This is a genomic window from Amycolatopsis vancoresmycina (assembly GCF_000716785.1).
Classification (GTDB): Bacteria; Actinomycetota; Actinomycetes; order Mycobacteriales; family Pseudonocardiaceae; genus Amycolatopsis; species Amycolatopsis vancoresmycina.
The window spans coordinates 115,598-134,002 of record NZ_JNYY01000004.1; the positions used below are offsets into that span (position 1 = coordinate 115,598).

17 protein-coding genes and 1 tRNA gene are annotated in these 18,405 nt (G+C 71.7%); 12 read left to right on the top strand and 6 right to left on the bottom strand.

The window, feature by feature from the left end; translation table 11 throughout:
* Positions 1 to 94 precede the first annotated feature (94 nt).
* Together OO60_RS10225 and OO60_RS10230 are read left to right on the top strand one after the other, a co-directional pair.
* Positions 95 to 1,342, top strand: a complete 1,248-nt coding sequence (locus OO60_RS10225; protein ID WP_033261262.1) for an MFS transporter — start codon at positions 95 to 97, stop codon at positions 1,340 to 1,342.
* 319 nt (positions 1,343 to 1,661) lie between these two features.
* Positions 1,662 to 3,068: a GGDEF domain-containing protein gene (locus OO60_RS10230; RefSeq protein ID WP_033261263.1), complete on the top strand. Its 1,407-nt coding sequence runs from the start codon at positions 1,662 to 1,664 to the stop codon at positions 3,066 to 3,068.
* On the opposite strand, the gene OO60_RS10235 is transcribed toward OO60_RS10230, so the two are convergent.
* Positions 3,046 to 4,149: a hypothetical protein gene (locus OO60_RS10235; protein WP_033261264.1), complete on the bottom strand. Its 1,104-nt coding sequence runs from the start codon at positions 4,147 to 4,149 to the stop codon at positions 3,046 to 3,048. The two genes, OO60_RS10230 and OO60_RS10235, sit on opposite strands and share 23 nt — an antisense overlap.
* A gap of 163 nt (positions 4,150 to 4,312) precedes the next feature.
* Here OO60_RS10235 and OO60_RS10240 point away from each other — a divergent pair, with 163 nt between their 5' ends.
* The 3 genes from OO60_RS10240 (at position 4,313) to OO60_RS10250 (ending at position 8,935) form a co-directional block, all read left to right on the top strand.
* Positions 4,313 to 6,466 (top strand): phospholipase A2, encoded by a 2,154-nt coding sequence (locus OO60_RS10240; RefSeq protein ID WP_033261265.1) that lies wholly within the window; start codon positions 4,313 to 4,315, stop codon positions 6,464 to 6,466.
* A 144-nt stretch (positions 6,467 to 6,610) separates the two neighbouring features.
* The gene (locus OO60_RS10245; protein ID WP_033261266.1) at positions 6,611 to 8,284 is read left to right on the top strand and encodes an LCP family protein; all 1,674 of its coding nucleotides are present in this window, start codon (positions 6,611 to 6,613) and stop codon (positions 8,282 to 8,284) included.
* Between the two features lie 180 nt (positions 8,285 to 8,464).
* The gene (locus OO60_RS10250) at positions 8,465 to 8,935 is read left to right on the top strand and encodes a helix-turn-helix domain-containing protein (protein ID WP_004559242.1); all 471 of its coding nucleotides are present in this window, start codon (positions 8,465 to 8,467) and stop codon (positions 8,933 to 8,935) included.
* 58 nt (positions 8,936 to 8,993) lie between these two features.
* Here the strand turns inward: OO60_RS10250 and OO60_RS10255 are convergent, their stop codons facing one another.
* The gene (locus tag OO60_RS10255; RefSeq protein ID WP_004559243.1) at positions 8,994 to 10,451 is read right to left on the bottom strand and encodes a flavin-containing monooxygenase; all 1,458 of its coding nucleotides are present in this window, start codon (positions 10,449 to 10,451) and stop codon (positions 8,994 to 8,996) included.
* Positions 10,452 to 10,564: 113 nt separating this feature from the next.
* Between OO60_RS10255 and OO60_RS10260 the strand changes: the two genes are divergently transcribed.
* Positions 10,565 to 11,122: a TetR/AcrR family transcriptional regulator gene (locus tag OO60_RS10260; protein ID WP_051767673.1), complete on the top strand. Its 558-nt coding sequence runs from the start codon at positions 10,565 to 10,567 to the stop codon at positions 11,120 to 11,122.
* A 204-nt stretch (positions 11,123 to 11,326) separates the two neighbouring features.
* Entirely contained in the window at positions 11,327 to 11,740 is a 414-nt protein-coding gene (locus OO60_RS10265) for a hypothetical protein (protein ID WP_004559245.1), read from the top strand.
* Positions 11,741 to 11,743: 3 nt separating this feature from the next.
* Here OO60_RS10265 and OO60_RS10270 read toward each other — a convergent pair whose 3' ends face one another.
* On the bottom strand, positions 11,744 to 11,965 hold the full coding sequence (locus OO60_RS10270) for a DUF3618 domain-containing protein (protein ID WP_004559246.1): 222 nt from the start codon (positions 11,963 to 11,965) through the stop codon (positions 11,744 to 11,746).
* A gap of 98 nt (positions 11,966 to 12,063) precedes the next feature.
* Here OO60_RS10270 and OO60_RS10275 point away from each other — a divergent pair.
* Positions 12,064 to 12,137, top strand: a tRNA-Leu gene (locus tag OO60_RS10275).
* A 97-nt stretch (positions 12,138 to 12,234) separates the two neighbouring features.
* On the opposite strand, the gene OO60_RS44960 is transcribed toward OO60_RS10275, so the two are convergent.
* Entirely contained in the window at positions 12,235 to 12,666 is a 432-nt protein-coding gene (locus tag OO60_RS44960; protein ID WP_004559247.1) for a hypothetical protein, read from the bottom strand.
* A 179-nt stretch (positions 12,667 to 12,845) separates the two neighbouring features.
* Here OO60_RS44960 and OO60_RS10285 point away from each other — a divergent pair, with 179 nt between their 5' ends.
* Positions 12,846 to 13,916, top strand: coding sequence for a helix-turn-helix transcriptional regulator (locus OO60_RS10285; RefSeq protein ID WP_162146251.1), 1,071 nt, complete (start codon positions 12,846 to 12,848; stop codon positions 13,914 to 13,916).
* A 34-nt stretch (positions 13,917 to 13,950) separates the two neighbouring features.
* Positions 13,951 to 14,604 carry a YdcF family protein gene (locus tag OO60_RS10290; protein WP_004559249.1) on the top strand — a complete coding sequence of 218 codons (654 nt, stop codon included), beginning with the start codon at positions 13,951 to 13,953 and terminating at the stop codon, positions 14,602 to 14,604.
* A 21-nt stretch (positions 14,605 to 14,625) separates the two neighbouring features.
* On the opposite strand, the gene OO60_RS10295 is transcribed toward OO60_RS10290, so the two are convergent.
* Positions 14,626 to 15,573: a saccharopine dehydrogenase NADP-binding domain-containing protein gene (locus OO60_RS10295; protein ID WP_033261334.1), complete on the bottom strand. Its 948-nt coding sequence runs from the start codon at positions 15,571 to 15,573 to the stop codon at positions 14,626 to 14,628.
* 71 nt (positions 15,574 to 15,644) lie between these two features.
* Between OO60_RS10295 and OO60_RS10300 the strand changes: the two genes are divergently transcribed.
* Positions 15,645 to 16,562, top strand: a complete 918-nt coding sequence (locus OO60_RS10300) for a helix-turn-helix domain-containing protein (RefSeq protein WP_004559251.1) — start codon at positions 15,645 to 15,647, stop codon at positions 16,560 to 16,562.
* 9 nt (positions 16,563 to 16,571) lie between these two features.
* The gene (locus OO60_RS10305; RefSeq protein ID WP_004559252.1) at positions 16,572 to 17,255 is read left to right on the top strand and encodes an NAD(P)-binding domain-containing protein; all 684 of its coding nucleotides are present in this window, start codon (positions 16,572 to 16,574) and stop codon (positions 17,253 to 17,255) included.
* On the opposite strand, the gene OO60_RS10310 is transcribed toward OO60_RS10305, so the two are convergent.
* Positions 17,249 to 18,331, bottom strand: a complete 1,083-nt coding sequence (locus OO60_RS10310; protein WP_004559253.1) for an aldo/keto reductase — start codon at positions 18,329 to 18,331, stop codon at positions 17,249 to 17,251. The genes OO60_RS10305 and OO60_RS10310 overlap by 7 nt on opposite strands.
* Between the last annotated feature and the right edge of the window lie 74 nt (positions 18,332 to 18,405).

An 18,405-nucleotide genomic window follows, 5' to 3' on the forward strand; every position in this document is an offset into this window, starting at 1 on the left:
CCGTGACCGGCGGCATACTGTCAGTGCTTTCCGGTGGTGGGACGTGACTCCACCGGACGGGGTCGTCACTGACGAGGCACAATGCGGACGGTCCATGTTCACTCGATCGGGGGACGGTGGTGACGAGGTGACGACGCACGCGACACCCCGGCTCCGGGCCGTCCTGGCCAACCGCGAGTTCCGCGCGCTGTGGTTCGCCGAGACGCAGTCGATGCTCGGCGACCAGCTGACCATCGTCGCGCTGGCCATCCTGATCTTCGACCGGACCGGGTCGCCGCTGCTGTCGGCGGTCGTCTACTCACTGACGTTCCTGCCCGCGCTCGCCGGCGGGCTCGGGCTGTCCCAGCTCGCCGACCGGTACCCGCGGCGCGCGGTGCTCGCGACCGGCTCGTTCGCGCAGGCGGTGCTGATCGGGCTGATGGCCGTGCCCGGGATGCCGATGGGCTGGCTGTTCGTCCTCTTCGTCTTCGCCCGGCTGGCGAACGCGCCGTGCAACGCGGCGCAGAACGCGCTCGGCCGGGAGATCTTCGCCGACGACGACGTCTACCTGCAGAGCCAGGACCTGCGCGGGATCACGAACAACACCGCGATGCTGGCCGGGCTCGCGGCCGGCGGCCTGCTCGTGACGAGCATCGGGACGTCGTGGGCGCTGGCGATCGACGCGTTCACGTTCGTGGTCGCCACCGTCGCCGTGCGGCTGCTGGTGCTGCGGCGGCCGGCCGCCGGGAACGGCGGCGCCCCGTGGTTCGGCGCCGTCCGGCAGGTTTTCGGCGACGAACGGCTGCGCGTGCTGCTGTACCTGTCCTGGCTCGTCGGCCTCGCGGTGATCCCGGAAGGCCTCGCCGCGCCGCTCGCCGCGCAGCTGGGCGCGGGTGACCAGGCGGTCGGCTGGCTGCTGGCCGCCGATCCGCTGGGTTTCGTCGTCGGGACGTTCCTGCTCTCGCGGTTCGTCTCGACGGAACACCGCCGCAAGCTGCTGGGCGTGCTGGCCGCCCTGCCGCTGGCCGCGCTCGCGGCCTTCGCGCTGAAGCCGGACCTGGCGGTCGCGCTGGTGCTGCTCGGGCTGGCCGGGGCGACCGGCGCGTACGTCATCACGGTGACGGCCACGTTCATCACGTGGGTGCCCAACGACATCCGGGGCAGCGCCGGCGGGCTATACCGGACGGGGCTGCGGGTCGCGCAGGGCGTGGGGGTGGGGGTCGGCGGGCTGGTCGCGCAGGCGCTCGGTTCGGCGAACGCGACCATTGCGCTCGCGGGGGCGGTGGGACTGCTCGTGGCCGTCCCGGTCGCGTTGTCCTGGCGCCGGGTCGGGAGTGCGGAACCGGGGCCGGGGTCGTCATGAACGGTTTTTCCGCGGGTTTCAGCCGTCACGGTTCGACATCGGTCGTCACCTCTCCGTGCAGGGCAAGATCATGAATGACATTCAGCTGGGGACGGCGAGCAATTCGCGTCCGAGTCAGCCGTCGCGGTTCGACATCGGGTCGCCACCTCCGTCAAGCGAAGCATGAACAAGCGATTGAGCGCGTTCGACGGTCAGTTCGACCGGGAACGCGCGGTTCTGTTGGTGAAGGATGATACCCGGCCGCGGAATGCGTCAACACTCTGGCAGGTACCGATGAGATTACTCAAGCGCAGAGCTAGGCTGGAAAGGAGGTGACCAATTGCATCCCGGACCAGACGACGACCCGGCCGCCGCGGGCGGGGCGGCCGGCGGGCGGGCGCGGGGAGCGGCCGCGCCACCGCCGGTGACCGCGCACGACGACGCGGCAGGCGGTCCGGCCGGGCGCGACCACCCGTACCGGCCCCGCAACTGGGCGCTCTGGCGCCGCCCGCCGGTGCTGATCGCCTTCATGCTCGGCCTGGAAGCCGTCGCGATCACCGTGCTCGCGATTTCCTTCGTCCATTCCGCGGTGCCCGGAAATCGCGACTGGATCAATTTCGGGATCCTCGCGGGTGGGGCGACCGTCCACATTCAACTGACGCAGCGGCAGGAGGAGCGGCGGCGCAACCGCACCAAAAAAGTCCTGATCGACCTGACCGCGGTGTGGACGTTTTCCGCCGCGTTGATCCTGCCGGTGCCGCTGACCCTGCTCGTCGTTTTCCTGATCCGGCTGCAACACTGGTTCATCGCCCGCAGGCCGGCCCACAACTTCATTTTCTCGTCGATCACCCACGGCCTGGCCGGCGCGGTCGCGCACCTGACGTACGGCGCGCTCGGGCCGCACCTGCTCGGGCAGCCCGGCTGGGGCGGCTTCTGGCACGAGGCGGGCACGATCGTGCTGACCGGTGTCGTCTACGAAGCGATCCAGATCCTCTACGTCGGCGGCGCACTGGCGCTGGGACTCTCGTCCGAGCCGACCCTGCGTAACGTCCTGGGCAGCCCGGCCGACAACCTCCTCGAAGCGGTCACCATCGGCCTCGGCGCGGTGACCGCGATCCTGCTCGCCGTCGTCCCGCCGATGGTCGTCGTGATGGCGGTGGCCACCGTGGTCTTCAATCGCCTCGCGGAACTCGATCAGCTCCAGAACGACGTCCGGACGGACCCGAAAACGGGCATTCTCAACATGCGCGGCTGGTCGGAGTCGGCGGAGCGGGCACTCGAACGGACCGCTCGATCGGGTGATCAACTGGCACTGCTGATGGTCGATCTCGACCACTTCAAGTGGATTAACGACACCTATGGACATCCGGCGGGTGACGACGTGCTCCGCACCGTTGCGCAAACCCTCGACGAAGTGACGAGACCAGCCGACTTGGTGGGCCGTTTCGGCGGTGAGGAATTCCTCGTTCTGTTACCGGACATCGACGAAGAAGCGACCTGGGACGCGGCGGAGCGTATCCGGACGGCGATCGCCAAACTGCACATAGTGACGACGGACAAGCGCGGCGACCCGGCCACGATCGCGGATCGCACGACGTCGATCGGCGTGGCCCGCCACCCGCGTCACGGAGACAACCTGGACCGCCTGCTGCAGTCGGCCGACGCGGCGGTCTACCTGGCGAAGGAGAACGGCCGCGACCAGGTGTGCTTCGCCCCGGACAGCCTCACGCCCCCAGCCGCACGGTGAGTTCGAGCTTGACGAGCACCTCGGCACACGATCCGGCCGAGGCCCGGTCGAGCAGCTGCCGTTCACCGCGGTAACCGGCGGACTCGAGCCGCAGCACCCGCGCCCCGGCGGCGGGGCGCGGGTGGCACCAGTGCCGCACGACCCCGGTCCCGGCGGAGTCCTTGGCGAGCAGGAGGTATTCGTACCCGAGATCGTCGGCGACCCGCCCGAGGCCGTTCCACCAGAGGGCCCGGAGCGCGAGGCCGCCGGGGTCGCGGAGGAGCTCGACGGGCGGATCGGCGTGGACATCGATCCGGAACCCCCGCTCGCCGACGCGCACCGAGCGGACATCGAGGAAGGCGCTGGCCCCGCCCGCCCGTCCGGGCGGCTCGCCGGTCCCGGGACGCTGCGGCGCGGTGGGCGGGCGACCGGCCACCGGCCCGAGCAGCCGCTCCCCGCCGGCACCCTCCGGCGCCGCACCGCCCGAACCAGGCCCAGGCCCCCGGTCCCCGCCGGCACTCTCCGGCGCCGCGCCGCCCGAACCAGGCCCGGGCAGCCGGTCCGCGCCGGCCCCCGGCCGCGCGCCGCCCACCCCTTCCGCCCCGGGCAGCAGGACCTCGCGCCCCCCTTCCCCGGCGTCGGCCGCCGGCAGCAGCGCCGCCACCGTCAGCTCCGCCGCTGCCCGCCCGTCCTCCTCGTCCGGCGTCACCGCCACCCCGCACAGCTCGCCCGCCAGCATCCGGTACCCGCGCACCTCCGCCCAGCCCAGCGCCGCCGCTCGCAGGCCCGGCTCGCGCAGCCGCTCGCGCACCGCCCCCTCGCCGAACCGCGCCGCCCGGACCAGCCGCGCCGCCTCCGGGCCCGCCGTCCCGAAGAACCCCGTCATCGCCCGTCGCAGGGCCCGCAGCTGCGCGCCCCGGACCACCCGCGCCACCGCCTCGGGATGCCGCGAAGCCAGCGAACCCGGCGCGCAGTCGCGCAACGCCGCCGCCAGCAGCCGCAGCTCCGGTGTCGGCGGCTCGCGCAGGGAAGCGCCGGGGGCGAGCCGCCGCAGGGCGCGGACGGTGTCCTCCACCGGCGCCGCCGATCCGCTCGAGCGCACTGCAGCCTCCTGGTCGCCGCGCCCCCTTTCCAGTCTCGTTCCGGACGTCCCGGGCGCACCAGGGAGAAACGGGCAGCCGTCCGGGCAGGCTGCGGGAAACCACCGCGCACTCCGGGGGCCAGCCCCATGCCGGCCCCGCGGCCGGGCTGGCACCCTTGGACCCATGCCAGCCCCGTCCGAGCCGCCGCGTGTCCGCCGACCCTGGTCGACGTCCGGGTGGCTGCTGCTGGTCCTGCTGGTCGTCTTCGCGTTCGGGCTGATCGCTTCGCGGCCGCCGTCGCCGCCGGACCAGGGGCCGCCCACCGGGGACGTGCTCGCCGCGCAGAACGCCATCGACGCCCTGGTCCACCCCGGCCCGCACCCCGACGCCCTCGCGCGGCTGCCGAAGGACTTCACCGCGCTCAGCGGCGTCACCCCCGGCGCGATGCCGGCGCGCGACGGCACCGTCCGCGCGGTCCACGTCGACGGCGGCTGCTCGACGCCCTGGGGCGACGACAACACGAAGTGGGACTACGCCGTGCCGTGCAAGGCCCACGACCTCGGCTACGACCTGCTCCGGTACGCCGACCGCAAGGGCCACCCGCTCGGGCCCGAGGTCCGGGAGGCGCTGGACGACCGGCTGTCGTACGACATGCACCACACCTGCGACCTCAACCCGATGAACTCGGCCCTGACCTGCCGGGTCGTCGCCTCCTTCTACTCGGCCGGGCTGGTCGTCAACTCGTGGCACCAGCGCTGGGGCCCGCCGGTCGGCGACCCGATCGGCCCGATGGTCGCCGGGGTGCTCGTCATCGGCTGCCTGCTGGTCTTCCGGCTGCGCGGCTGGCTGCGGGCGCGACGCGAACCGCGGTCGCCCGCGCCCGTCGGCACGCCCGCCGAGGTCAGCCGCTGGGCGCTGCTCGGGGCCGGCGGCGTCGTGGTGCTGCTGCTCGGCGAATCCGTGACGGCGCTCGTGCACTGGGCCGGAGCGGACGAGACGGCGCTGTGGCCGCTGACCTGGCTCACCCAGCTGGCCCCGCTGATCTTCTTCGCCGGCGGCCACGCCAACGCGGCCGGCTGGCGCGCCGAACAGGCCGCGGGCGGCGGCTACCGCCACTACCTGGCCGAACGGGCCAGCCCGCTGCTGCGCCCGGCGCTGATCTTCGCGGTCGTCGCCCTGCTGACGCCGCTCGCGCTCGAGCTGCTCGGGATCCCGGCGGGGACGACGGCGACCGTCATGCGAATCGCGCTGCACCCGCTCTGGCTGCTCGGCGTCTACCTGCTGACGATCGTCTGCGCGCCCCCGCTGCTGGCCCTGCACCGCCGGGCCCCGGTGAGCGCGGCCGCCGGCCTGCTCGCCCTGGTCGTCGGCGGCGAGGTGGCCGCCGACGCCGTCGGCTCGCCGCTGCCCCGCTACGCCGCGACGTTCGCCCTCGCGCTCCTCGCCCAGCAACTCGCCTTCGCGCACGCTGACGGCGTACGCCCGTCTCGGCGTCTGCTCGCCGTGGCCGCCGCGGCCGGGGTCGCGGGCCTCGCCGTGGCGAGTGTCCTGAAGGACGGGCCGCCCGTCCTGCTCGGCAGCCCGGGCGCCCCCGCGGCGTTGTCGGCGCCGCCGTGGGGCGTGCTGCTGCTCGGCCTGGTCCAGCTCGGCCTGCTCGGGCTGCTGGCCGTCCCGCTGGCCCGGATCGGCGGCCGGCCCGGCGTCGTCACCGCGTTCCGGTTCGTCCTGCGCGCGCCGATGAGCCTCTACCTGGCGTTCCTCGCCGCGATGCTGCTGCTGGTCGCCGTCGTCTACCTGCCCGGCCGGATCGCCGACGGGCTCAGCTGGCTGATCCGGCCCCGCACGCTGGTCGCGGTCGGGCTGCTCGCGGTGCCCGCGACGCTCGTCTTCTGGTGGTTCGAACGGCACACCCACGGCGCCCGGGCACCGCGCGCGGCCGACCACCCCGGCCGCCGGACGGCGGTGCTGACCCGCGCCGCGGCCGGGCTCGGGATCGGCTACGCGACACTCGGCGTGTTCGGCTTCGCGCTGACCCGCTTCGGCGGGGTGGCGGCCGACGCCGACCTGCTCGGCCTGCGGCTCGACCCGATCCAGAGCCTGGTGCACCTGCTGCTCGGGGTGTTCCTGCTGCACACGATCCGGATCGGGGCGGGCGCGGCGACCGGCACCTGGCTGACCACGGCACTGGCCTGCGCGCCCTCGCTGCTGTTCGCCGCCGGCGGCAGCACGCCCGGGTTCCTCGGCGTCACCCTGCACGCCGTCACGGCCGGCTTCGCCCTGCTCGCCGCCGCCGGCACGCTCCTGCCCGTCCGGCCGACGGCCAATGTGCCTTCCTGACCAGGCGAAACCGTCGAAGGTGCGGGAAAATGGGTGGTGCATGACACATTCACAGGGGGATGTGTAACGCTACGGCAACCCGGGGCAGGCACCATGCGTCCCATCCCTGGCACCACCCGATCGATGTAGTGAGGAGTCACCCGCGTGGATCACCCGCCTCGGAACGGGCAAGGCGGCCGCCGCCCCGCCCGGCCCTGGCAGGACGAGCCAGGCCGGGACGCTCCCCGGCGCGGCACCCCGCCGCCGCGCCGCCCCGCACCCCGCCGTGACCCGGCGGACGCCCGGCGCGCCGCGCCGTCGCCGTCCCGCCGCCCGCAGCCGCGCCCGGCCCCGCGCGCCCGCCGCAACTCCTTCCGCGGCGCGAAGATCGCGCTGACCGTCGTCTCGCTGCTGGTGATGGGCCTGACCGGGTACGCGTGGGCGGCCATGCAGGGCCTGGTCAACGGGCTGAACTACCAGAACGTGATCAGCGACGGCGGTGGCGGCGAGAAGCCCGCCGACGGCGCCCGCGACATCCTCCTGGTCGGCCTCGACAGCCGCACCGACGCCCAGGGCAACCCGCTGCCGCGCGAGGTGCTCGACCAGCTGCGCGCCGGCGACGCCGACGGCGAGCTCAACACCGACTCCCTGATCTTCGTGCACATCCCGAACGACGGCAGCAAGGCCGTCGCGATGTCCCTGCCGCGCGACTCCTACGTCGACATCCCCGGCTACGGCAAGCACAAGATCAACTCGGCGTACGCCAGGGCGATGCTGCAGGCCCGCAAGGACCTGCAGAAGCAGGGCGTCACCGACCCGAAGGAGCTCGACGTCAAGGCCAACCAGGCCGGGGCGAAGGAGCTCATCGAGACCATCGAGAAGCTCACCGGCTCGACCATCGACAACTACGCCGCGGTGAACCTGCTCGGCTTCAGCGAGATCACCAAGGCCATCGGCGGCGTCGACGTCTGCCTGAAGAACAACGTCAAGGACGAGTACTCCGGCGCGGACTTCACCAAGGGCCAGCACACGATCTCCGGCGTCGAGGCCCTCGAGTTCGTGCGGCAGCGCCACGGCCTGCCCAACGGCGACCTCGACCGGGTCGTCCGCCAGCAGGTGTTCATGGCCGGCATGGCGCGCAAGGTGCTCTCGGCCGGCACGCTGACCAACCCGTCGAAGCTGTCCGACCTGATCGACGCCATCAAGAAGTCGGTCGTGCTCAACCAGAACTGGGACATCTTCGGCTTCGCCCAGCAGATGAAGGGCCTGACCGGCGGCCAGCTCGAGTTCCGCACGATCCCGGTGAAGAACGTCGAGTACAAGACCCCCGAGGACGGCGTCGCCATCCAGGTCGACCCGGCCGAGGTGAAGCAGTTCGTCCAGGGCCTCGCCGGGCCGCAGCCGGGCCAGACCGCGCCGCCCGCGGACCAGGCCGACCCGGCCAACAAGGCGACCACGGTCGACGTCCGCAACGCCTCCGGCCGCACCGGCCTCGCCGCGAACGTCGCCAAGACCCTCGAGGGCAAGGGCTTCACCTCCGGCGAAACGGCCAACGCGACCGCGCGCAAGACCACGGTGATCTGGGTGCCCAAGGGCGGCCGGGACAAGGGGCAGGCGGTCGCGGACGCGCTCGGCGGCTCGCCGACCGTCCAGGAGGACAAGAGCGTCCAGGCCGGGCACGTGACGGTGTTCCTCGGCGCCGACTACCAAAGCACGACCGCCGCCGCGGGCGCGGGTGCCGGCGCCGCGGGCGCGACGTCGTCGCAGGCGGCCGCCCCGCCGCCGGCCGCCGAGGATGACAAACCGATCACGGCCGAGGGCGTTCCCTGCGTCAACTGAACCGCTCAGCGAGCCACCGTTAACCCGTTCGGCCTAACTCGCGCAATCGGTATCAAAGACATGCCCGAATTCGCGTAAGGGCCGGGGGTCTGCGCACTTACATACACGTGAGGGTGCACCTGCACGGGAATTATCACGGCCGTGCGGGTGCCGTGGGAGCGCACGGCAGGGGACATTGATGTGCTGATCGACGCTGAGGAGTACCAGCGGATCCTCGGAGACGAGCTCCGCAAGCTCCGGCGCAGCCGAGGCTGGACGCGCAAGGAGCTGAACCAGCACTTGCAGAGCGAGATCTCGCTGCAGACGCTGGCCACCTACGAGCTGGGCACCAGACAGTGCTCCGTCGTGCGCCTGGTCGAGCTGTGCGTCGCGATGGACGAACTGCCCCAGGACCTGCTGGCCAAGGTGCACCGCCGGGTGTTCGTCGACGAGCCGGGCCGGGTCCGCGTCGACCTGCGCAAGGTCGTCGCCGACGCCCCGGCCGACCTGCTGCCGCTGCGCCGCTGGGCCGAGGACCGCCTGCGCCGGACCGGCGAGCAGACCGGCGGCGAGGTCGCCCTCGACCTGCCGGCGCTGGAGCGGATGGCCGAGCTGTGCGGACTGCCGACCGTGGACCTGATCGCCCACCTCCGCCGCTACACCTCCCGCTGATCCCGCCCGGTCGTGAGTGGTAAGGCGAGTTAGAACTCGCCTTACCACTCACGACCGCTCAGCCGACCTGGAAGTCCTCGCGGCGCACCTTCCTCGTGTCGAGCCAGTAGCGCCAGGTGAAGCCGGGCCAGATCGTCCGGTTGACGCCCTTCGCGTCCAGGTACCAGCTCTTGCAGCCGCCGCGGGTCCAGATGCCCTTGGCCAGCTTGCGCTGGATCCGCGCGTTGAACCGCTCCTGCACCTCGGGCTTCGGCTCGACGGCCTGCCCGCGGGCCAGCCGCAGCGCTTCGGCCACGTACGAGATCTGGGCTTCGATCATGAACACGACCGAGTTGTGCCCGAGGCCGGTGTTGGGCCCGAGCAGGAAGAACAGGTTCGGGAAGCCGGCGACGGTGATGCCGAGGTGCGTCCGCATGCCCTCGGCCGCCCACTCCTTGCCGAGGTTGCGCCCGTCCCGGCCGACGATCTCCAGGTCGTCGAAGGCGTCGGTGACGTGGAAGCCGGTGCCGTAGACGATGACGTCGACCTCGTGCTCGGCCCCCGCCGCGTCGACGACGCTGCGCTCGCGGACCTCCCGGACGCCCTCGGTCACGACGTCGACGTTGTCGCGGGCCAGCGCCGGGTAGTAGTCGTTGGAGATGAGCACGCGCTTGCAGCCCATGGTGTAGTCCGGGGTGACCTTGCGCCGCAGCGCGGGGTCGGTGATCGCGCGGTCGATGTTGCGCTTGGCCAGCCGCTGCCCGAGCTTCATCACCCACGACTGGCCGTTGAAGCCGATGGCGCGGGCTTCGAGCAGCCAGTAGAGCAGCGTGCGGTAGGCGCGCTGGGCCGGCGGGAACGCCCGGAACAGCGCGCGGGTGCGCCCGGACATCTCGTGGTCGGCCTTCGGCATGATCCACGGCGGTGTCCGCTGGAACAGCGTCAGCGCTTCGACGGCCGGGGCGATCTTCGGCACGAACTGGACCGCGCTGGCGCCGGTGCCGATCACGGCGACCTTCTTGCCCGCGAGGTCGACGTCGTGGCGCCACTGCGCGGAGTGGAACGCCGGCCCGCCGAACCCCTCGATGCCGGGCAGCTCCGGGATCATCGGCAGGTGCAGCGCCCCGACCCCGGCGACCAGGGCGTCCGCCACGAACTCGTCGCCGCCCTTCGTGGCGATGTGCCAGCGGTTCTCTTCGGCGTCCCAGCGGGCGCCGGTCATCTCCTGGCCGAAGCGGGTGAACCGGTGCAGGTCGTGCTTGCCGGCGACGTCGCGCAGGTACCGCCAGATCTCCGGCTGCGGCGAGTAGGCCCGCGACCAGCCGGGGTTCTGCTCGAAGGAGAACGAGTACATGTGCGACGGGATGTCGCAGGCGCACCCGGGGTAGCTGTTGTCGCGCCAGGTGCCGCCGACGTCGTGCGCCTTCTCGAGGATGACGAAGTCGTCGCGGCCCTCCTTGCGCAGCTGGATCGCCATGCCGAGACCGGAGAACCCGGTCCCCACGATGACGACCCCGGTCTCCGTGCGGTTGCCCATGACGCCTCCCGGTTCCTGTTACCCGTCGTCCATCTTACTCAGAGTAGGTTACCCCCGGTAGAGTGTGCGGGGTGACCACCGCGAAGCGCAAGCGCATGCCACGAGCCGACCGGATGCGGCAGATGATCGAGGTCGCCGAGCAGGTCTTCTCCCAGCGCGGGTACGCAGCGGCGTCGATGGACGAGATCGCCGAACTGGTGGGCGTCTCGAAGCCGATGCTCTACGAGTACTTCAACTCGAAGGAGGGCCTGCTGCTGGCCTGCATCCGGGAGTCCCGCGCGGTGCTGCGCGAGGTCACCGAGCAGGCCACGGTGGGCGCGGCGGACGCCGAGGACGCGCTGCGGCGCGGCCTGCTGGCGTTCTTCGTCTTCATCCGCGAGCGCCGCCAGGCGTGGTCGCTGCTGCGGCACGAGATGGCGCTGATCGGCACGCCGGCCGCGGACGAGGTCGAGGAGACCCGCCGCCAGCAGACCGATCTGATCGCGGCGCTGATGAGCGGCTACTTCGACAGCGGCGACGACCTCCGGGCCGAGGCGGCTGCGGAATTCGTGGTCGGGGCGTGCGAACGGCTCGCGATCTGGTGCGAGCGGCACGACGAAGTGAGCCCCGAATCGGCCACCGAATACGCCATGGACGTGCTGTGGAGCGGCCTGGAGCGGCGTGCACGTTAGCTTGCGCGTGCACTAGGCCATTTGGTCGTTACTCAGCGCTGTCGTGTCCTGTGACACAGAGTTGCTCTACTGTTCTGCTGACACGGTAGAAAGTGTGCTGGACCTTCGCGACCGGAGGAGGGGCACGGGAGCCGCGTCACGAAAGCGCAGTGACCGCGTCACGGTTGTGTAAGGATGCTGGTGAGGGAGAGGGGCGTGAGGCAGATGGTGGAAACGATCACGGCGACGTACGTCCAGGAGGACGCGGACTGGGCGATCACGGTCAGCGGCCGCGGCAAGGAGCTGACCGCGCGGGCGCCGGGCATCATCGCCGCCCGCGACCGCGCCGACCAGCTGGTGGAGGAACTCGCCGGCGACGGCCGGACAACGGTGGTCCACCTGCTCAACGGCAGTGCACTGGACTTCACGAGCGCCTACATGACGGCGCGGCTGACGTTGCCGAAGCTCCCGCCGCTGGAGGTCCCGCCGCCGGGCAGCGTCCCGAAGCAGCAGACGCAGGCGTCCGCGGACAAGAAGCCCCAGCTCCCGCCGAGCAAGCAGCTCCCGAAGGCGGTCGAGGACCGCAAGCCCGAGCCGGCGCCCGCCCCGGAGAGCAAGGCGCCGGCGAAGCAGGCCTGAGCGTTACTTGAGGAGCTTGCGCACCAGCAGGACGAGCACGAGGACACCCGCACCGATCAGCGGGAACTTGACCTTGGGGTTGTCCAGCTTGGCGCGCACGCCGTCCTTGGCCGCATCGGCGAGCTTCTTCGGGTCGGCCTTGACGGTGAGCTGGTCGAGCGTCGCCGCCAGAGCGGTCCTAGCCTGCTCGATCTCACGCTCGATCGTCTCGGGATCGCGGGCCACGTGTCCTCCTCGCCGCCGGTACTTCCGAGCCCCAACTTAGTCGACCGCCCCACCGCCGCCGCACGGGCCACGCCGCACGCTACGCTTCGGACTGCTGGGGGCCCGTAGCCCAATTGGCAGAGGCACACGGTTTAGGTCCGTGCCAGTGAGAGTTCGAGTCTCTCCGGGCCCACTCCCCCCACTCTGACCAGCAGCGACACAGCCCACCACGCTCCGCCCGACAGGCGGTGTGCAGCAGGATTACCGCAGCGGGTCCTGCGTGAGTCGGGTCATGCATCCGCCCCCGCGCTGCCGCTTACCCATCGCTCCCGGCAGCCGGCCTCCGAGTGCCACACGGCGTGGACTTCGGCCCCGGCATCCAAGACCAGCCGGTCCTGCATCGCGTCCTGCAACCGGGCGTGGCGCGCCAGGTGCCGCAGACTCGGGACGACGACATGACGAGCGTTGGCTCGGACCAGCTCGGCGACGAGCTCGGTGAACCCACCGCGAACTCCGAAGTCGGAATCGAAGAAGAACGAGACGAAGTTCAGGCTCCTGCTTTCGGCGAACCGGATGACGGCCAGTTCGAGTTCTCGCGCCCGACGGTCCGGTACATCGACGGGCACGCGCAGGTACCCGTAGGCCGGCGGGGCGGGGAGGAGCGCCGTCGGTTTGTCATCCGCCGAGAGGGTGGGTACGGAGAGCAGCGAGGAAGCAGTCATGAAGTTCGTCCTGGTCGTTTGCCGGTCGTCGAGGTGGCGGGATGCCGGAACCGACCTTTACCGGCCACCACCGGCGCGGCCAGGGCGGCGACCTGGCCCACTCGCGGCGCAGATCTTGCGTTCGACATTCTGACCTGGGGTAATCTTTCAACCCCGGTTTGTAATCAAGGGAGGTGTTCGTGGGTGAGCGACGAACCCGGCTCATCCGGGCGCGCAAGGCGGCCTACTACACGCAGGAGACGCTCGCCTACGCCTTGAACGTCGACCCCACCACCGTCGGCCACTGGGAGCGGGGCAAGTCCGAACCACTTCCGTACAAGCGGCCGAAGCTCGCCAAGCTGCTGGGCGTCGACCGCGAACAGCTGGAAGAACTGCTCGCCGAAGGACAGAACGCGCCGTCCGCAGCCGGTTCAGCCGCCGCTCCGCCACCGGCTGACGCCGTCACGACCAGCGGTGATCTCGACTACGACACTTGGGCCGATGACCTCGACCGGGCGGCCGTGTGCCTTGGGCGGCAGGAGTTCGTCGCGGCCAAGCTCCTACTCGACCGTTGGACCGGTCAGCTCGCATCCGGCGCAGACCAGCGCGCCTTGCATCTCTACGGCCGCTCGTTACGGCTCCTCGGCGATCTGCGCCAAGACCAGGGTGTGCTCACCGGGCCGTTGTCCGCCCGACAGAGCTACCGCAAGGCCATGGCCGTCTTCGCCGAGTTGCATTCAGACCGGCGAGTGGCTCAACTCGAACTGCACCTTGCGGTCCTCGACGAGATGAGCGGACAGCTCGAAGCCGCCGGCCGGCAGTACGAGCGGCTGGCCGCCGATCACCGGCTCGATGCCCGCGATCGCACTCGCGCGTTACTTTGGGTCGGGACGGCATTGAGCAAGGCTGGCGAGGGCACTGCGGCCATCACCTTCATCCGGCCCGCCATCCGGCGGTTCGAAGCCCTCGAAGAGCCGCAGGACTGGTCGGTGGCGTATCAGAAACTGGCGCTGGCGTACCGCGGCGACGGCGACCTCCGCCAAGCCACCGCCGCTCTCGAGGTGGCCCTCGACCACCGGGCGGGCGATGCCCCCATGCAGCGCGTTCGCCTCGACACCGCGCACGGTCACCTCCTGTTGTCCGACCCTGCCACGGCAGACAGCGGCCTCGCGCTGTTGGAGGGCGCCGCTGCCACCGCGACCGAGTACGGCATGCTGCATCAGCTACAGGCCATCACGGGTATTCGCCGGGCTTACGAACAGCAGGCGTAGCCCGCTCGCCGGACCCGAGGAGCATTACCCCGTCGTGAAGCGGCAACTCACCGACGCCGAATGGCAGGACGCGCAAGCCGTGTGGGACTTTCACCGGGTCCATCACAGAGTCGCGCCTGCGGCCGCCGCCGTCGCCTTGGGCTGCAACGACATCGGCGTTGCCGACTACGCCGCCGACCTGTACCACCGCGGCCTGTTCCCGACGGTCGTGTTCACCGGCGCCACCAGCCGCGACACCGCACACGTCTTCCCGCGCGGTGAAGCCGTCCACTTCCGCGAGCGCGCCTTGGAACTGGGCGTGCCGGACAGCGCCATCCTGGTCGAGCCGGCAGCCACCAACACCGGCGGAAACATCACCCTCGCCCGCCACGTCCTGGCCGGCGCCGGGTTGACACCGGAATCCGTGCTGCTCATCTCGATGCCGTACATGGAACGGCGCGCCTACGCCACTTGCCGCCGGCTCTGGCCGGAGGTGGCGCCGATCTGCACCTCCGCTTCGCTGACGCTCGAGGAGTACGTCAAGACCGTCGGGGACGCAGCGGAGGTCGTCGACATGATGGTCGGCGACCTCCAGCGCGTCATGGTCTACCCGGAGCGCGGCTTCGCCATTCCGCAGCCGGTACCGCCGGCCGTCGAGGGCGCCTACAACCGCCTGGTGGCCGCCGGCTTCGACAGCCGCTTGCTGTAGTGACGGTATGCCACCCCGGCTTCACCGCTGTTCCACCGTGATCCGCGGCGCCAGCGCCCGGAGGAAGTCCCCCGCGTCGAACATCTCCCCCGCCGGCGCCACCCCCTTCACCCGGGTCCGGCCGGCGAGGATCCGCTCCACCGCCTCCACCGCCAGCGGCGCGCTCACCGCGTAGATGTCCTCCCCGCGCGCCACGATCCGGCGCTCCGCACCGCCCGCGCGCACCACCACCTCGACCACGAACGTCTCCGCCGAATCGCGTTCGCCGGCCGCCGCCAAGCCCTCGGCAGCGTCCAAGGTCATATAGGACGTCACGTCTCGGACCTGAAGGTGCCGCGGGATGGTCACGATGTCGGCCATCGAGAACTCGCCCAGCACCGGCCGCGGGCCGAGCGGCTCGGGGAACGCCCACTCCAGCGACGGCAGGGCGTCGTCGCGGTACTCCAGGCGGCCGCCCGCGTACCGGACGCGGCGGCCGGCTCGCCGTTCCCGGGACACCCGGCCCGCCGCGAGGGTGCCGGGTGTCGGGTGCCAGCCGCTGAGGCCGTAGGCCACGTGCACCTCGTCGGCCGCCGGCCAGTCGCCCATGGCCACTGTGGCCAGCAGGTCGGCCAGGCCGCCGAAGAACGCCATCGCGGGCACCACCGCGGTTTCCGCCGCCAGCTCGAAGGTGTCGAGGTTGGCCTCGATCTCCGCGGCGACGTCCACGTACGGGACGCCGGCGCGGATCGCCGCCTCGGCCACCGGGCGGGCCGTCACGGCGAACGGGCCCGCGCAGTTGATCACCGCCGCCACGCCGTCGAACGCGCGGTCCAGGGACGCCGGGTCGTCGGCCGACGCCGGCCGCCCGCCCGGTAACCGGGCCGCGTCCCGGCCGGAAAGAACCGGCTCGAAGCCGCGTTTGCGCAGCTCAGCCACCACGAAACGGCCGGTGTGCCCGTACGCGCCGTAAACCAGTACCGAAGTCATGACGATCATCCTGGCCACCGCCGGACCCGGTCACCAGTGTCCGGAACGACGTGCTGCGTACAGTTTCGGACATGCACGCAGTCGCGCTCGCCGCCACCGACGGGATGCTCAGCTTCGAGCTGACCATCGCCACCGAGGTCTTCGGCGACGATCCCCGCTACGGCTTCGCGGTCTGCGGCTCGCACGCGGTGCGGGTCGGCCGGTTCCTGCTCGAACCGGACCACGGCCTCGACCGGCTGGCGAGCGCGGACACCGTGATCGTGCCGGGCTGGGCGGACGTCGACGCGGCCCCGCCGGCGGACCTGATCGACGCGGTACGCGCGGCCCACTCGCGCGGCGCCCGGGTGGCGTCGCTGTGCACGGGCGCGTTCGTGCTCGCGGCGGCCGGCCTGCTGGACGGCCTGCGCGCGACGACGCACTGGGCGCACACGGACGTCCTCGCCGCCCGCCACCCGCGGGTCACGGTGGACCCGGACGTCCTCTACGTCGACAACGGCCAGGTGCTCACCTCGGCGGGCAAGGCGGCGGCGATGGACCTGTGCCTGCACCTGGTCCGCGCCGACCACGGCCCGGCGGCGGCCAACGCGATCGCCCGCCGCCTGGTGGTGCCCCCGCACCGGGCGGGCGGCCAGGCCCAGTTCGTCCCGGCCCCGGTCCCGGCCCGCGACGACCACCCGCTGGCCGCCCTGCTGCCGTGGATCACGGACCGCCTCGACCGCCCGCTGACGGTGGAGGACCTGGCCCGCCAGGCGAACATGAGCTCCCGCCACCTGGCCCGCCACTTCCGCGCCGCGACGGGCACCACCCCGTTGCAGTGGCTGCTGAACCAGCGCATCCGCCGGGCCCAGGAGCTGCTGGAGCACACGGACGCGGGCATCGACGCGGTGGCGGAGGCGGTTGGCATGGGCACGGCGACGACGTTGCGGCGGCACTTCAACCGGACGGTCGGGGTGCCCCCGGACACCTACCGGCGGACGTTCCGCAGTTAGGGTCCACCCGTGCAGCCGTACGGATTCGTGGGCACCGGTGAGCTCACCGCGGCCGTCGTCGAAGGTCTCAGCGCCGGCAGTCCCGCTCCGCCGCCGGTCTTCCTCTCCCCGCGCAACCAGCGCATCGCGCACGACCTCGCCGCCCGGTTCCCGAACGTGACCGCCTGCGGCAGCAACCAGGAGGTCCTCGACCGCGCCACGGCCGTCGTCATCGCCGTTCGGCCGCAGATCACCCGGGACGTGCTCGAAGAGCTGACCTTCCGGCCGGACCACGTGGTCGTCAGCGCGGTCGCCGCGGTGTCCCTCGCCGAACTGCGCGACCACGTCGCTCCGGCCGAGCGCATCGTCCGCGCCATCCCCCTCCCGACGGCGAGCCGCCGCGCGAGCTGCACCGCCCTCTATCCGGACGACCCCGTCGCCCGGACGCTCTTCGAAAGCGTCGGCGAAGTCGTCGTCCCCGAGAACGAAACCACCCTGGCCACCTTCAGCGCCGCCACGGCCACCTTCGCCGCGCACCTGGACCAGCTCGCCACCATCGCCGCGTGGATGGCCGCGCACGGCGTCCGCGCCGAGGACGCGAACGCCTACGTCGCCCACGTCTTCGGAGAACTCGGGAACACCCTGCGCGAAGCCGGGGTGCCGGACCACATCGGACACGGCCTCGACGCCGTCCTCACCCGGCTGACTCAATAACGGACGGCACTCTGCAGCAACGGCGGGTACACAGTGGACGGTTTACCGTCGACCGTCGCGCCCGCGAACTGCAGCATCGCGCGCTGGGCGCCGTGCATCGGGGCCGGGTAGTCCAGCGCCGGCGCCGACACTTCGTCCAAAGTGGCCAGTTGCCCGGGCGTCAACGTCACGTCCAGGCCCGCGAGGTTGCCGGTCAGGTGCTCCAGCCGCCGCGCGCCGACGATCGGGACCACCGTGGCGCGCCGGGCCAGCAGCCACGCCAGCGACACCGCCGCGGACGTCGTCCCGAGTTCCCCGGCGATCCCGGCCACGACGTCGATGACCGCGAACTCCGCTTCGGACGGTCCGCCGACGAAAGCCGCGCGGGCCGAATCGGGCGCCGGAGCACCACGCCGGTACTTGCCCGACAGGAACCCGTTCTTCAGCGGGCTCCACGGCACCAGCGCCAGTCCCTGGTCGAGCGCGAACGGCGCCAATTCGCCTTCGACCGTCCGCGCCAGCAGCGAGTACTCGACCTGCAGCGCGATCAGCGGCGTCCAGCCCCGCAGCAGCGCCGTCGTCTGGGCCTGGGCGGTGACCCACGCCGGGGTGTTCGAGAAGCCGACGTACCGGATCTTGCCCGCGCGCACCAGGTCGTCGAGCGTCCGCATGGTTTCCTCGATCGGCGTGCTGCGGTCCCAGTTGTGCAGCCAGTACAGGTCGAGGTAGTCGGTCCGCAGCCGCCGGAGCGTCTCGTCGAGCTGGGCGATGATCGACGCGCGGCCGGCGCCGCCGCCGTTCGGGTCGCCGGGGAACATGTTGCCGAAGAACTTCGACGCGAGCACCACACGCGCACGGCGCCCGGGGTGGGCGGCGAAGAAGTCGCCGAGGATCTGCTCCGAATGGCCGTTGGTGTAGAAGTTCGCCGTGTCGACGAAGTTCCCGCCGAGGTCGAGGTAGGCCGCGAGGATCTTCTCCGACTCCTCGACGCTGCAGCCGGCGCCGCCGGGGTCCTCGCCGAACGTCATCGCCCCGAGGGCGAAGGGGCTGACGCGGAGCCCGGACCGGCCGAGGGTGACGTAGTGATCGAGTGGCACGAAACTCTCCTTACGAACGAATCGAGTGAGACCAGGAAACCGCGGATCACCTGCTCACCGGTAGACCGATCGCC

What these genes read in the sequence shown, in the direction of transcription:
- OO60_RS10300 (WP_004559251.1), top strand. Translation starts at nt 15,645, where the DNA reads ATGCACGCAGTCGCGCTCGCCGCCACCGACGGGATGCTCAGCTTCGAG.
- OO60_RS10225 (WP_033261262.1), top strand. Translation starts at nt 95, where the DNA reads ATGTTCACTCGATCGGGGGACGGTGGTGACGAGGTGACGACGCACGCG.
- OO60_RS10255 (WP_004559243.1), bottom strand. Translation starts at nt 10,451, where the DNA reads ATGGGCAACCGCACGGAGACCGGGGTCGTCATCGTGGGGACCGGGTTC.
- OO60_RS10240 (WP_033261265.1), top strand. Translation starts at nt 4,313, where the DNA reads ATGCCAGCCCCGTCCGAGCCGCCGCGTGTCCGCCGACCCTGGTCGACG.
- OO60_RS10260 (WP_051767673.1), top strand. Translation starts at nt 10,565, where the DNA reads ATGCGGCAGATGATCGAGGTCGCCGAGCAGGTCTTCTCCCAGCGCGGG.
- OO60_RS44960 (WP_004559247.1), bottom strand. Translation starts at nt 12,666, where the DNA reads ATGACTGCTTCCTCGCTGCTCTCCGTACCCACCCTCTCGGCGGATGAC.
- OO60_RS10265 (WP_004559245.1), top strand. Translation starts at nt 11,327, where the DNA reads ATGGTGGAAACGATCACGGCGACGTACGTCCAGGAGGACGCGGACTGG.
- OO60_RS10295 (WP_033261334.1), bottom strand. Translation starts at nt 15,573, where the DNA reads ATGACTTCGGTACTGGTTTACGGCGCGTACGGGCACACCGGCCGTTTC.